This window comes from Arthrobacter sp. KN11-1C, assembly GCF_052180225.1.
Lineage (GTDB): Bacteria > Actinomycetota > Actinomycetes > Actinomycetales > Micrococcaceae > Arthrobacter.
In genome coordinates this window covers 2,538,232-2,551,158 of the sequence record NZ_CP197467.1, presented here as the reverse complement: position 1 = coordinate 2,551,158, position 12,927 = coordinate 2,538,232, and the positions used below count along the sequence as shown (strand labels likewise).

Sequence of the window (12,927 nt, the reverse complement as noted above, 5' to 3'; positions counted from 1 at the left end):
GGCGCGGTGGCAAGCTCTTTTCGGGTGGTTCCTGTGAGGTCACGATGGTCTTCCTTGAGGGTTCGGACTCCCAGCTCCCTGTTATCAGAGAGCGCGGGGAAATCGGGGCGGAATTTTCGACGTCGGTGAACGGTCCAGGTTCGGTGGTTTCGCGGGGGACCGCTGTGTCCAGAACGGGATGCTCAGGTGGTGGGTAACGCATCAGTGCTCTTGGAGCAGAATTCGGCGCTTCAAAATCAGGACGGCGGCAATTGAAAGAAGGGAGGCGCCGCCCATGATCAGCGCCATTGAGAGCGCTGGGTCGCCGAGACCGCTGATGGGCGTGAAGATGGCGCCTGACAGAAACGTAATCACGCCCAGAAGCGCTGAGGCGGTGCCGGCGTGACCGCCAGACTGGCCCATGCAGATCGTCATAATGTTTGGAAGATTGAATCCCAACGGGGCAATGGCGAGGAAGAGAACTGTGGCGAGGCCGAGAACCCTAAACTCGCCAAGGTCCACACGGAGAAGCACGAACACGCAAAGAACCGCTGTACCTGCGAACTGGAGTGCGACCCCTATCCGGAGCATCCTTGCGGGCCCATGCACCGGGGCGAGGCGAGCATTGACACGGGCAAAGAGCGCGATTCCGAGCCCGTTGGCGGCAAAGGCCGCCGCGAACTGTGCAGCTGTCGCCCCGTAAGTGCCTTGCAAGACGAATGATGAACTGGCGATATAGGTGAAGAGGATTGCGGCCGTGAGGCCACTTAGAACTACGTAACCGCTGAAGGCCCGGTCAGCCAATACGAGGCCGAAGGCGCGGAGGGAGGAAGAAAGCACACCGATGGGGTGAAACTTGGGGTGATGGGTCTCGGGGACAAATGTTGCCACCATTACTGTAAGGATGGCGCCCAGGACTGCGAGGCCCAGGAAAACGCCCCGCCACGAGAAGAAGGCCACGCCGACGGCCCCAAGCAGGGGGGCGACGACCGGTGCGAGTCCGGAGACAATCGCGAGTTGTGAGTAGAGGGCGGCAGCTGAACGTCCTGAGCTAATGTCCCTGACAATAGCCCGCGCCATGACCAGGCCAGCCGCCCCGGCCAAGCCTTGTATGAAGCGCACGGTGATGAAGAATTCAATGGAAGGTGCAATGGCGCAGCCAATCGAAGCGAGGAGGAATCCGACCGAGCCCACCAGCAGTGGGGTCTTGCGGCCGATTCGATCTCCCCAAGGCCCGACCAGAAGCTGACCGAAGGCGAGCCCGATCAAACACGCAGTCAGCGACAGCTGCACTGTTTCCCTGCCGGTCTGAAGATCGGACGCGATCGCCGGAAACGCAGGGAGGTATGTGTCCAGGCTGAACGGACCCACAGCGGTGAGAACACCCAGGCTCAGCATGATTGTCAGAGGTACGGGTGACGGTATGGACTTCACGTTGGCCTAGCGGACAGGGCTTCAAGGGCCACAGTGTGACCGCTTACGGCGGATACGTAGGCGGCCTCGATTATCTGTGTGACTCGGAGGGCGGTTGTAAGGTGATTGGGGTCGTCGGCGCCGGTTGTGACAGCATCAACCCACTGATCGAAAGTAGAGGCCAGCCGCGGTCTGGGCTCTTGTTCAACCCATTCCCCGGCGGGTCCTTGTCGAAGGAGCACGCGGCCGTCGGAAGGCCCGACGGCGATCGTGCCGGCGGTGCCTGTGACCTCGAGGGAATACGCGAAGAAGCTGGCTACCATGCTTACCTCTGCGACGCTGATCGCGCCGCCCTGGAATTCCATGACGGCCACGGCGTTGTCCTCGACCTCGCGGTCTGTGACATAGCTCATCCGCGCAGAGACCGACGTCGGCGCGCCATCGTGCAGGAGCATCGCAAGATAGATCGGGTGGGCGCCCAAGTCGATCAACGCACCGCCGCCGGTCTGCGTCTTATTGAAGAAATGATCGGGGATCCATGGCACACCGACTGCACCGTGGTGTTCATAGCGGATGCGGCTGGCCGTGATCTGTCCCACGGCCCCTTCGTCGATCAGCCGTTTGACGGTGCGGATCGACGCCTCGGTCAGTCGCTCCAGGGACACTGCGAGCATCACCTTGTTTTCGTGGGCTAAGCCGATGAGGGACAACGCGTCGTCGGTACGGATGGCGAGGACTTTCTCGGTGAAGACGTGCTTACCTGCGCGGATCGCGGTCGCGATTACCGCCGGATGGTCGGCCGTCGCGGTGTCGATGATTGCTCCGTCGATGTCGTGCCGCGCGAGAATCACGTCAAGATCGGGCTCGAAATCGAGTGCGTGTTCCGCGGCGAAGGCCTTGCCCGCGGCGGTGTTGTTGTCCCACACGGCGACAACTTGAGTGTTGTGGTTACGGCGGGCTGCCTCGACATGGTGGGCAGCATGGAGGTGCCAGGTTCCGAGCTGCGCCAGTCTAATCGTCACGAGGCGTTCCCTTGGGCCAGGGAGGACAGGCTGACCCTCTCGGTGAGAGAGGGCGTGGCATCGACCAGTTGACGGGTGTACTCGTGCTCCGGGTCCGTGAACAGTTTTTCCGACGGGCCCTGTTCAACGACTATGCCGTTTCGCATTACTATCGCCGAGTCCGTCATGTGGCGGATCACGGACAGATCATGCGAGACGATCACCAGGGAGAGACCGTGAGTGGCCCGGAGCCCCATAAGCAGGTTAAGGATCTGCGCCTGCGCGGAGATGTCCAGCGATGAGGTGGGCTCGTCCGCCACAATCAGCCGCGGCTCGCTGGCCAAGGCACGCGCGATGCCCACTCGCTGACACTGCCCGCCGCTCAGCCTGGCCGGGTGCCGGTCTACCACGCTCACCGGGAGACCCACCTCGTCCAGCAACTGGCCGGCTCGGATGCGAGCCTCGCTTGGTGAGATATCGTTCCAGCGACGCAGTACTTCGGCGACGGCTTGGCGGGGCGTGCGCCACGGCGTCAGTGATCCATAGGGGTCCTGGAAAATCATCTGGACGCTGCGGCGGAGGGGGTTCTTGCCCTTGATCTGTTTCCAGGTCTTCCCATGTACGAGTACTTCCCCGGTGGTCGGGGCCAGGGCGCCGACGATGACACGCCCAAGGGTGGTCTTGCCGCTTCCACTCTCGCCAACAATTCCGATCGATGCTCCCGAGTGGATGTCCAGGCTCACCTGTGTGACAGCGGGGGCCGTGGCGTGCCGGTATGTGACACTCACATCGTTCAGCTGCATAATGCGTTCGGCTTTGAGCTCGACCTGAACGGGCTGCTCGGGTGATCGCAGTTCGCCGGTCTCCCGGTCAAGGATGGCCAACGGGGACCCGGCAGCAGCTGTTTCCGGACGGGCTGCGAGCAACGCCTGGGTGTATGCGTGCTTGGGCACGGTCAGCACTGTCCGGGTTTGACCGACCTCGATGAGTCGACCGCCGCGCATGACTGCGACGTTTTCCGAGACCAGCTTCACGACGGCAAGGTCGTGGGCGATCATCAACAGCGTGAGTCCGTTCTGTTCCCTCAGGGTGCTGAGGAGTTTCAGGATGCCCGCCTGCACGGTCACGTCCAGTGCTGTGGTCGGTTCGTCGGCCACCATGAATTCAGGGCGGCCGGCCAAAGCCAGTGCGATCATGATGCGTTGGCGCATTCCGCCCGAGAGCTCATGGGGAAATGACCGCAGGATCTGCTCTGGCCGTGGCATCTGAACTTGGTCGAGCAGTTCAAGGGACCGCACCTTGGTGTCCGCCGCGGGGTCAAGATGCCGGATGGTCTCGGCGATCTGTTTCCCGATCCGCATGACCGGGTCAAGGCTGGAAAGCGAGGCCTGCGGCACGAGGGCAATGCGTCGTCCTCGGAGGGGGGACCAGATGGCGGGGTCGTCCTGAACGAGTTCTTGTCCGCCATAAGTTACCTTGCCCGCAGTGACGACTCCACCGATGCGGCTGATCAAACCGGTGACGACACGGGCTGTTACGGTTTTGCCCGAACCGGATTCTCCGACCAGCGCAAGGGAATCGCCCTTTGCGATCGAGAATCCGACGTCGTTCAGGACGTCGCGGCCGCCGAGGTGGACCGAGAGACCCTCAACGGAGAGCAGCGGCTCGTTGGCGGAGGGTATGGCGGTCATTTCTTGCTCCTTGCGTCAAGCAGTGAATCGGCCACGAAGCTCAGGGCGAGGCCGGTGATGGCGACCACGGCGCCCGGAAGCAGAGTGATCCACCAAGCGTTGCGGAGGTACCCGCGCCCTTCGTACATGATGCTTCCCCATTCCGGAGCCGGTGGTTGCACACCGGCTCCCAGGAAGGGGAGAGAGGACAGGATGACAACGACCAGGATGATATCGCTGACAGCGAGGGCCAGCGTGATGCGACCCACCCCTGGTGCTATGTGGCGGAGCACGATCCTTCCGTTGGAGAGGCCGGAGACGCGCGTGGCGAGGATGAAGTCGGAATCGCGCATTGCCAGTGATTGGCCACGGGCCATCCGGGCGTAGCCGGCCCACATGACGCTCATCAGTGCGGCCATTGAGGCGACTAGCCCTGCCGGTGCTGGCCCCCAGGCCGTGTCGGTTCCGATCACGACGACGAGGGCGAGGATCAGGATGACCAGCGGAAAAGCGATGACGGCGTCGACGATGCGCATAATGAGCCCGTCAAGCCAGCGTTGCTTGGACGATCCGGCCAGGGTGCCGAGTGTGGTGCCCACAATCAGGGAGAAACCGGTGACGATCGCGGCGGCGACGAGATTGACTCTGCCACCGGCCCAGGTGCGGACGAAGAGATCCCTGCCGACGGCATCGGTGCCGAAGAGGTGAGCCGGACTCGGGGGCTGGAATGCCTGGGCGACAAATTCATCGGGTGCGTACGGGGAGAGGATCGGCACGAAAATGCAGAGCAGAACCACGAGGCCAAAGACCACCATACCGACGGTGCGGCTTGCCGACACCCCGACTACATTGCGCAGCCAGCCAATGGCAAGGGGTCTACGGGCTTTGGGGTTCAACGGTCTTGGCCCTTTCATGGCAAGCGATGGGCTTGGGTTCATAGTGTCCTCGCTCGGGGGTCAACGAAGGTGTAGGCGATTTCGATGAGGTAACTACTCAGCACCACGGTGACGCCGGTGAGCAGGGCAATGCCCTGCACGACAGGGTAGTCGCGGCGCCCGACGGCTCTGGTCATTTCTGAGCCGATGCCGGGGATTCCGAAGACTGCTTCGACGATGATCGCACCGGTGAGCAGCGTTCCGAAGCTGATTCCGACCAAGGTCAGGACCGGCAGGATGCTGTTTGGGAGGATGTGTCGGAAGTTAAGAATCCGCGCTGGGAGGCCACGCGCGAGTGCTGCTTCCATGTGCTGCTGGCCGCTCGCGTCGATCGCTCCTTGCCGGACGGTGCGGGCGATCGTGGTTGAAAGGTGGCTCGATAGTGCGATGCCCGGAAGGAGCAGGTAGGCGAAGTTATCCGGCCACCTGTTCGGCCACCCGCCGGCAGGGAGCCAGCCAAAGGTTAGCGAAAAGACGAAGATCAGGAGCAGAGCCGCCAGAAACGTCGGAACCGAGAAGGACAGCATCCCCCAGGCACGGACGATGAGGTCGACTCCCTTGCGTTTGCTGATGGCGGCAAGGAGGCCCAACGCCACGCCGGTGATGACGCCGAAGATAATACCTGTCACGACCAGCGACAAGGTGGTGGGCAACGCTGCGAAAATCACGTCGGCGACGCTGCGGCCGGGCTGGGCGGTGGATTCGCCCAGGTCCCCCCGGAACAGCCCGCCAATGTAATTGACGAACTGCTCGGGGATGGACCTGTCCAGGTTCAGCTCAGTGCGTAGCGCCTGGGCCTTATCCTCGGAATATTCGACGCCAAGGATCACCTTGACGGGGTCACCCGGAATGATCCTCACGAGCAGGAAAACCAGGACCACTATCGATGTGAGGGTCAGAAGTGCTTGGCCCGTCATTCGTGCGACGCGGCCCCAGCCTGCTCTGAGTTTCATTTGCCCAGGCTTCCCATCTTTGCGGCGGTGCCCACCAGGGCGAAGACGCCCGAGGGAAGAGTCGTCGCCGACCCGCGGACCCAAGGCGCGAGTGTCGCATAGGGCTGGTCCTGGCTGAACAGAGTCTCGATCTTCTTGATCGCGTCGGCGCGCGGGGCGCCGTCGGTTTCGTTGACCGTTGCGATGAGCTTGTTCATCACATCAGAGCTGTAGCCGGTGAATTCGGAGCGCAGCCTGGCGGTTCCGAGCAGGGCATTGGTGAGCAGCGGGTCCGGCACGTTGCCGCTGGAGGCCATCGCGCCGGGAGCCAAGTCATAGTTGCCGGCGAAGAGCCGATCGATGATCGTCGCTGCATCGAGCTTCTCAAGTTTGACGGTGATGCCGATCTTGCTCAACTGGCTCTGCAGCATGAGGGCGAGCTGACCGGAGAAAGGGAAGTCCTGATCCGAGTACATCATCCGCACCGTACAGCCGTTAGCGCAGGTCGTCTTGGCAAGGAACCCTTTGGCGGCCGTGAGGTCTTGGTCGGTTGACTTGCTCGTGTCGAAGCCCGGCATGGAGTTGGGCCAGAAGCCTGACTGCGGCTGGTTCTGATCCCCCCATATGGCGGACACAATTGCCTTGCGGTCCAACGCCGCATTGACGGCCTTGCGCATGTTGATATCGGCGAACGGACCCGACTGGTTCCACATACGGAGATCGAAGAATCCATAGACATCGCTCTTGACCAGGTTCAGCTTGGGTGTGCCTTTGAGCTGGGTAATGAAGCTGGGTGCCAGGTCCCCGGCGAAATCAATCTGTCCGCTCTGGAGCTGGCTGACCGCACTGTTTCCGTCCTCCACCACGGTCAGGGTGAGGTTCTTGACGATAGGCTGGGCGGCCCAGTAGTTCTTGTTCGCCTCAAGCTGGAGCTTATTGCCGGCCCAGGACTGGGCGATCGTGTACTGGCCTGAGGTCACCTTCGGCGAAGCGTAATATGCGTCCGCATTTGCCAGGAGTGCTGCCGGTGCGATTCCCGACGAACCTTCGGCGAGGACCGACGGGAATGACGGGAATGGTTTGGGGAAGGTGAATACGACCGTTTGGGGGTCAGAGGCGACAACGCTCGCGATCCGATCGGTCACGCGGCTGATCGTACTGCCCTTGACGCTTTTGTGGCGGGTGAACGTGGCTGCGACGTCATTGGCAGTCAGAGCGCTCCCGTCGGAGAACTTCGCATCCTTCTTGAGGTGCGCAGTCAAAGCAGTGAAATCGGCATTGAATTCGTATTTCTCGGCCAGTCCGGGAGTGATTGTACCGTCGAATTCGAGATTCATCAGCGTGCCGTTGATCATTGACCACGTTACGCGGTCGGTGGCCGAGACCGATTTCGTGGGATCGAAGCTTAGGTTGGGTGCCGGCAGTGACACGACGGCCTTCTGAATCGGTCCGATGGCGGTCGCTGTGGGAGCCGATGCACCCGCCGATGAGCAGGCGGAGAGCAAGACTGCGGCAGCTACTATGGCTCCCGCGAAGCGCATCTGCCTCATTCTGGGTAGTTTCATGGGAATTTTCTCCTCTTTGGTATGTACGGCCAGCCGACATCGATGTGGCGAGGCTGTTCGCTCCGCTTGGAGCAGTACGAGCTTTAGTCCGGTGAGTCAGTCATCGGTGTCCCTCGACGGGACGATTAGGCCCGCTGGGTGGATGCCTCAATTTCGGGATTCCGGTAACTGATAATTTCGATCACGTTTCCCAGAAAATCCTGAATGAACGACCAGTCCATATCGTGACGGTCGAAGTACGACGGCTGGGTCATTACAGTTACCCCACGCGCCACGAGGGCTGCGACCGTTGTGGCGCAGTCACTGACAGTGATGGCTAGGTGGTGATATCCCGATCTGCCTTGGTCCGGCACGTCCAGACCGGGCCGGGTGACCAGTTCTAGGGTGAAATCGCCGAGTTTTAGATGCGCCCATTCCATCTGGACGTCCGGGTTGGACCAGCGGTCCTGGATCGTGAACCCCAGATGATCTACGTACCAATCGACGCCCTTGTCTATATCCGGCACCATCATGCCGACATGGTCGAAACGGCACGAAGGACCTGCCGGCGATGGGTGGTCATTGGTGTTGACCGTTCGTGTCTGTGCGCTGGGTGCTGGCACCTCGTCCTTGAGCATGGATGGAACTCTACGTGACTTATGACGAAAGTCAATCAAAAGTTGAAAGCATAAGACTGAGATCTACTAATCTTTTAGCTTTTTGAGTACTAAAGTTGGTGGAAATACTTACAAGTTGCGAGACGCTGTGCTTAGATGTTGGGATGGTTCTCATCGCTCGTAGCTCCGCGTTAGGGCCGTCCGCGGTCAATGAGCTGTTCCAGTACCTTCGAGACGGCAGCCCGCGCACCAGGTCGGAACTAGCGTCAATGACCGGCCTCGCTCGTTCGACGGTAGCTGCCCGGATCGATGGCCTCATGCGTTTGGGACTGGTCGCTCCAGTACGGGACGGGCCGTCCACCGGGGGGCGTCCGCCGTCGCAGTTTGCGCTCAACCGCACCGGACGTGTCGTCATCGCCGCCGACCTAGGGGCGTCCCACTCGACCATTGCAGTCATGGACCTCACCGGCTCGATCCTCCAGGAGAGCCGTGAAAAACTAGACATCGCATTGGGGCCGGAGCCCGTTTTATCGCACATGCGAGACTCCGCGAAACGTCTCATGGGATTGGCCGGCCGTGACGTTGCGGACGTCATCGCGGTGGGCATCGGGCTTCCGGGGCCTGTGGAATTCACGACCGGTCGCCCCAGTAATCCGCCGATCATGCCCGGGTGGAACGGTTTCGACGTGCCCGGGTGGGTACACCGTCACCTGAATGTCCCCGTGCATGTAGAAAACGATGTAAATATCATGTCGCTGGGCGAAAGGGCCCTGTTTTTTCCCGAAGTGGACGATGTCGTTTTCGTAAAAGTAGCGACCGGCATCGGAGCTGGAATTATCTCTGGTGGGTGGTTGCAACGCGGCGCGCAGGGGACCGCTGGGGACATCGGCCACGTGCGTGTCGAACGGGGAGCAGGGATCGCGTGTCCGTGTGGAAATTCAGGCTGCCTCGAAGCCATCGCCTCAGGGCCGGCCATAGCCGCGTCGTTACGCGGCTATGGCCTCGACGCAACTTCCGGCTCGCACGTTCTGGACCTTGTTCGGCAAGGGAACACTGCGGCGATTCAAGCGGTGCGACAGGCAGGCCGAGACATTGGCGAAGTCCTTACTTCATGTATCAGTTTCATCAATCCCTCGGTCATCGTGATCGGGGGATCGATGGCACAGGCCGGCGAGCATCTTCTCGCTGGTGTTCGCGAGGTCGTTTATACCCGGTCGACCCCTTTAGCTACCGAACATCTTTCGATCGTGCAGTCGAAGGCTGGAGCCAACGCGGCCGTCATCGGCGCCGGCACATTGTCGATCCAGCACGCGCTCTCTCCAGAAGGTATCAACTCAATGATGGCCGCCTAGAGCGGATGTTGGATCCACTGATGGCCTCAACCAAGAAAGTGAATTGCCATGACCGAAACTAAGGTGCGCCTGGGCGTAGTAGGAACGACTTGGTACGCGGAGACACATCTGCGTAACATCCAGAGCCATGACGGCGCCGAGCTTGTGGCAATCGCAGGACGGGACCGGGACAAGGCGACTGAAGTGGCTGCGCGCTACCAGATTCCATTGGTTTACACGGATTACCAGGCCATGATCGCCTCAGGAAACATCGATGCCGTTGTTATCGTGGCCCCTGATGAATTGCACCTGCCGATTACTATGGACGCGCTCGACGCCGGGCTGCATGTACTGTGCGAAAAGCCCCTGGCGACCACGGCTGCCGATGCCCGGGCAATGTACAAGCGCGCTGAAGCCGCCGGGCTCAAGCACATGAGCTATTTCGCGCTCCGTACCTCCATGCACCACCGTTACCTGAAGAGCCTGATTGAAGACGGCTACCTGGGGCCGGTGTACTCGGCCCAGTTCAGCCTCACTCACGGGTTTTTTCGAGGAGATGACTACCAGTGGCGGTTCGACGCTGCCCGCGGTGCGGGTGCACTGGGCGACCTGGGCTGCTACGTCATCGACCAGGCGAGATGGTACCTCGGAGATATCGCCCGGGTCAGCGCAAACCTTCGCAACACCATCAGCCGTCCATGTGCGACGGGTGTCCCTTACCAACCGGCCAACGACTCGGCAGTCCTCGCGGTTGAGTTCGTGAACGGAGCGCATGCAACGATGTCGACCAACGTTGTGGCACATCAGGCCGAACGCAAGCAGACAAACACAGTAGTACTGCAGGGCGAAGGCGGGACACTGGAGCTGCAGCACACCTTTTCAGGTGCTGTGCTGCGCGGAGCCAGAGCATACGACGACGGTTTCCGAACGCTGAAGATACCGGCTGACTTGTGGGAAGGCGTCGATCCGAGCAACCCCGGGATCGTGGGCCAGGTGCATTCGGTCGGCGACCGGGCGTTTATCGATGCGATCCTCGACGACGAACCGATATCGCCCAGCTTTTATGACGGCTGGAAAGTCCAGCAGGTGATTGAGACCGCATTCGCGGCCAACACCAGCGGCTCTTGGGAGTCAGTACCGGAGGACGAATCATGATCCGCTTGGCAATGCTCAGTTTCTGGCACCTACATGGCAAAGACTATGCCCAGGCCGCCCAGGAGCACCCCGATACAGAGATCGCAGCCATCTGGGATGAGGACCCGGTTCGCGGACGCGAGGAGGCCGCCCGCTGGGGAGCCCGATTCTACGAAGACCTCGCTGAACTGTTCGCCGAGCCCGAGATCGATGCGGTCGTCGTCGACACCCCGACCAGCGCTCACAAGGACGTCATCGTAGCCGCAGCAAGGGCAGGCAAACACATCTTCACCGAGAAAGTTATCGCCGCGACTCTGCAGGACGCCGAGGAAATCGTTCGGGAGGTGGCAGCATCCGGCGTGACATTCATGGTTTCCATGTGGCGCTCCGACGAGGGGTACACCGAAGCGATCACGGACATCCTCAACCGGGGTCTCCTCGGCCGGATCACCCAGCTGCGCATCCGGGACGGGCACCCGCTGGGCGTGCCGACGCCGGAATATCCACGTGGTTTGCTGCCCGAACAGTTCTACAACGCCGAAGAATCCTTGGGTGGCGCCCTGATCGATCTCTGCCACCCGGTCTATCTACTCAGCCATTTCCTTGGCCGTCCGAGCAGCGTGAGCGCCGTCTTTGGCCATGTCACCCGCCGGGAAGTCGAGGACAACGCGGTGGTCACCTTCCACTATCCCGACGGAGCCATCGGCGTGGCCGAGACGAGCTACGTCTCCGCCTACACCCCGTTCTCCATCGAGGCCCACGGCACGGAGGGCAGCCTGCTCTTCAGCCTGGATGGAATCGGGGAACTCATTGCCCGGCGGCGCAACCCGGATGCGGATCGGTCAGGCTCCGTGGGCGGACCGGACGGCCAGTTATACGTCCGCAGCAACCTGCTCGGCCCGGAGTCGACCGGCTGGGAACGCCAGGAGCTGCCGGCAGGGCCGTTCCCCAAGGCGTTCGAGAAGTGGGTATCCCATATCAAGGCCGGCACAACCGCGCCCAAAAACGTCGCCTTGGGGATTGAGCTGAGCGCCGCGATCGAGGCTTCCTACCGTTCCGCTTCTTCGGGCGCGGAAGTGCGCCTCGACCCATTAGCCCACAAACCTACAGGGTAGAGCTCGCCTCGCCCTCGCAGCGTGTTTGTCTCCCATCACGCATCTCACCAGTTGAACGCCCTGAATTACTTCCGTAGAGGACACAATGAACTTGCCGAGACCACCCCACCCGCCTGCCTGCAGCTATGTGGCATCGATATCCGTCCAGGTAGGACCTGCCATCGAAGTAGGCGAGACTTTCGAGGGAATCCGGCGCATTATTCCTATCCTCGGGGGAACGGTTACGGGCCCGAACATTTCCGGCCGGGTACTACCCGCCGGAGCTGATTACCAACTACTCCGCACACCAACCACCACGGAGTTGGAAGCAAAATACGTTCTGGAGATGGACCAAGGCGACCGGATCTACGTGAGCAACCTGGGCATACGCACCGGCACAGCCGAGGACATAGCAGCGCTGGTCGCAGGAGTTCCCGTTGACCCCGAACGAATCTATTTCCGCTCGACACCCCGTTTTACTGCGGGCGGTCAGTGGTCCTGGCTCAGTTCGCGCCTCTTTCTCGCCTCCGGAAAACGCCTTCCTGATGAAGTGCACCTCGATGTCTTCATGGTCGAGTGAGGACCTCGGGCTTCACTCCTCACGATCACAATGAATGAACATGCACACCGACATGCCCCGGACTCCACTCGGGGCCATCAATAAAAGGGTCGACAGCGGTGTCCGGCTCGGGGTCCTCGAAGACCGCGAACGGTGCGTTGCGGCCGAGTTCCACGGAGCTGCCAGGACTTTGTTCACGGCTTCGCGCATCAGGGACTGCCCGACGGCGGTGGAACCGGTGAAGGAGATCTTGCGCGGCAGTCTTGGCTGCGGTTGAAGAATGTGGTCGGTGCTTCGACGAAAAGGATTGCCTCCTGGAAGGTAAGGATGTTCCATGGGGTCCCAGGGCCAGGAAGACCCGGTATCGGATTACAGATTCGGGGATCGTCGCTTTCCGGGGATGGATGAATGCACCACTGGAATATTCACGGGAGCGGAACCCGGTTCGCCTTAAGGCCGCCAACCTCGACGAGTTGCGCAGGAAGCCGCGGGAGGACATGATCAGCGAACTCCGCGTCGGGACGAACATCATGCTGCGCAAGCATCTGGAAATGACCGCAGAGGCTGACCGGCTTCGGACCACGGAGTTCAAGATCTTTACCTACAAAGGGCTGATTGCCCGTGCAGAGACGGAGATTGCCTGGGCGCGGCGTGGCCTGGAACTTATCGATCATCTCGACGGCGCTTAGTCGCCGTTGTCCGAGGCGGCCCGCGGGCG

Annotated in this window: 13 protein-coding genes; 6 read left to right on the top strand and 7 right to left on the bottom strand. The window is 61.2% G+C overall.

Annotated elements, in window-relative coordinates:
• Positions 1–201: 201 nt before the first annotated feature.
• From ACSBOX_RS12000 to ACSBOX_RS11970, 7 genes are all read right to left on the bottom strand, one after another.
• Positions 202–1,377, bottom strand: coding sequence for a multidrug effflux MFS transporter (locus tag ACSBOX_RS12000; RefSeq protein ID WP_442542667.1), 1,176 nt, complete (start codon positions 1,375–1,377; stop codon positions 202–204).
• Between the two features lie 32 nt (positions 1,378–1,409).
• Positions 1,410–2,414, bottom strand: a complete 1,005-nt coding sequence (locus ACSBOX_RS11995) for a Gfo/Idh/MocA family protein (protein WP_442542666.1) — start codon at positions 2,412–2,414, stop codon at positions 1,410–1,412.
• Entirely contained in the window at positions 2,411–4,084 is a 1,674-nt protein-coding gene (locus ACSBOX_RS11990) for a dipeptide ABC transporter ATP-binding protein (protein WP_442542665.1), read from the bottom strand. The genes ACSBOX_RS11995 and ACSBOX_RS11990 overlap by 4 nt, the downstream gene beginning before the upstream one ends.
• Complete coding sequence (locus ACSBOX_RS11985) at positions 4,081–4,902, bottom strand: ABC transporter permease (protein ID WP_442542664.1); 822 nt, start codon at positions 4,900–4,902, stop codon at positions 4,081–4,083. The genes ACSBOX_RS11990 and ACSBOX_RS11985 overlap by 4 nt, the downstream gene beginning before the upstream one ends.
• 95 nt (positions 4,903–4,997) lie before the next feature.
• Positions 4,998–5,951, bottom strand: coding sequence for an ABC transporter permease (locus ACSBOX_RS11980; protein ID WP_442542663.1), 954 nt, complete (start codon positions 5,949–5,951; stop codon positions 4,998–5,000).
• On the bottom strand, positions 5,948–7,495 hold the full coding sequence (locus ACSBOX_RS11975; RefSeq protein ID WP_442542662.1) for an ABC transporter substrate-binding protein: 1,548 nt from the start codon (positions 7,493–7,495) through the stop codon (positions 5,948–5,950). Before ACSBOX_RS11975 ends, ACSBOX_RS11980 begins: the two co-directional genes overlap by 4 nt.
• A 125-nt stretch (positions 7,496–7,620) precedes the next feature.
• Positions 7,621–8,112: a VOC family protein gene (locus ACSBOX_RS11970; RefSeq protein WP_442542661.1), complete on the bottom strand. Its 492-nt coding sequence runs from the start codon at positions 8,110–8,112 to the stop codon at positions 7,621–7,623.
• A gap of 143 nt (positions 8,113–8,255) precedes the next feature.
• On the opposite strand from ACSBOX_RS11970, the gene ACSBOX_RS11965 reads away from it, so the two are divergent.
• The 6 genes from ACSBOX_RS11965 (at position 8,256) to ACSBOX_RS11940 (ending at position 12,898) form a co-directional block, all read left to right on the top strand.
• Complete coding sequence (locus ACSBOX_RS11965; protein ID WP_442542660.1) at positions 8,256–9,443, top strand: ROK family protein; 1,188 nt, start codon at positions 8,256–8,258, stop codon at positions 9,441–9,443.
• 48 nt (positions 9,444–9,491) lie between these two features.
• Positions 9,492–10,577: a Gfo/Idh/MocA family protein gene (locus ACSBOX_RS11960; protein ID WP_442542659.1), complete on the top strand. Its 1,086-nt coding sequence runs from the start codon at positions 9,492–9,494 to the stop codon at positions 10,575–10,577.
• Positions 10,574–11,671, top strand: coding sequence for a Gfo/Idh/MocA family protein (locus tag ACSBOX_RS11955; protein ID WP_442542658.1), 1,098 nt, complete (start codon positions 10,574–10,576; stop codon positions 11,669–11,671). Before ACSBOX_RS11960 ends, ACSBOX_RS11955 begins: the two co-directional genes overlap by 4 nt.
• Positions 11,672–11,798: 127 nt before the next feature.
• Positions 11,799–12,230 carry a DUF3237 domain-containing protein gene (locus tag ACSBOX_RS11950; RefSeq protein WP_442542657.1) on the top strand — a complete coding sequence of 144 codons (432 nt, stop codon included), beginning with the start codon at positions 11,799–11,801 and terminating at the stop codon, positions 12,228–12,230.
• A gap of 34 nt (positions 12,231–12,264) precedes the next feature.
• Positions 12,265–12,486, top strand: coding sequence for a hypothetical protein (locus ACSBOX_RS11945; RefSeq protein WP_442542656.1), 222 nt, complete (start codon positions 12,265–12,267; stop codon positions 12,484–12,486).
• A gap of 127 nt (positions 12,487–12,613) precedes the next feature.
• On the top strand, positions 12,614–12,898 hold the full coding sequence (locus ACSBOX_RS11940) for a hypothetical protein (protein WP_442542655.1): 285 nt from the start codon (positions 12,614–12,616) through the stop codon (positions 12,896–12,898).
• Positions 12,899–12,927 lie beyond the last annotated feature (29 nt).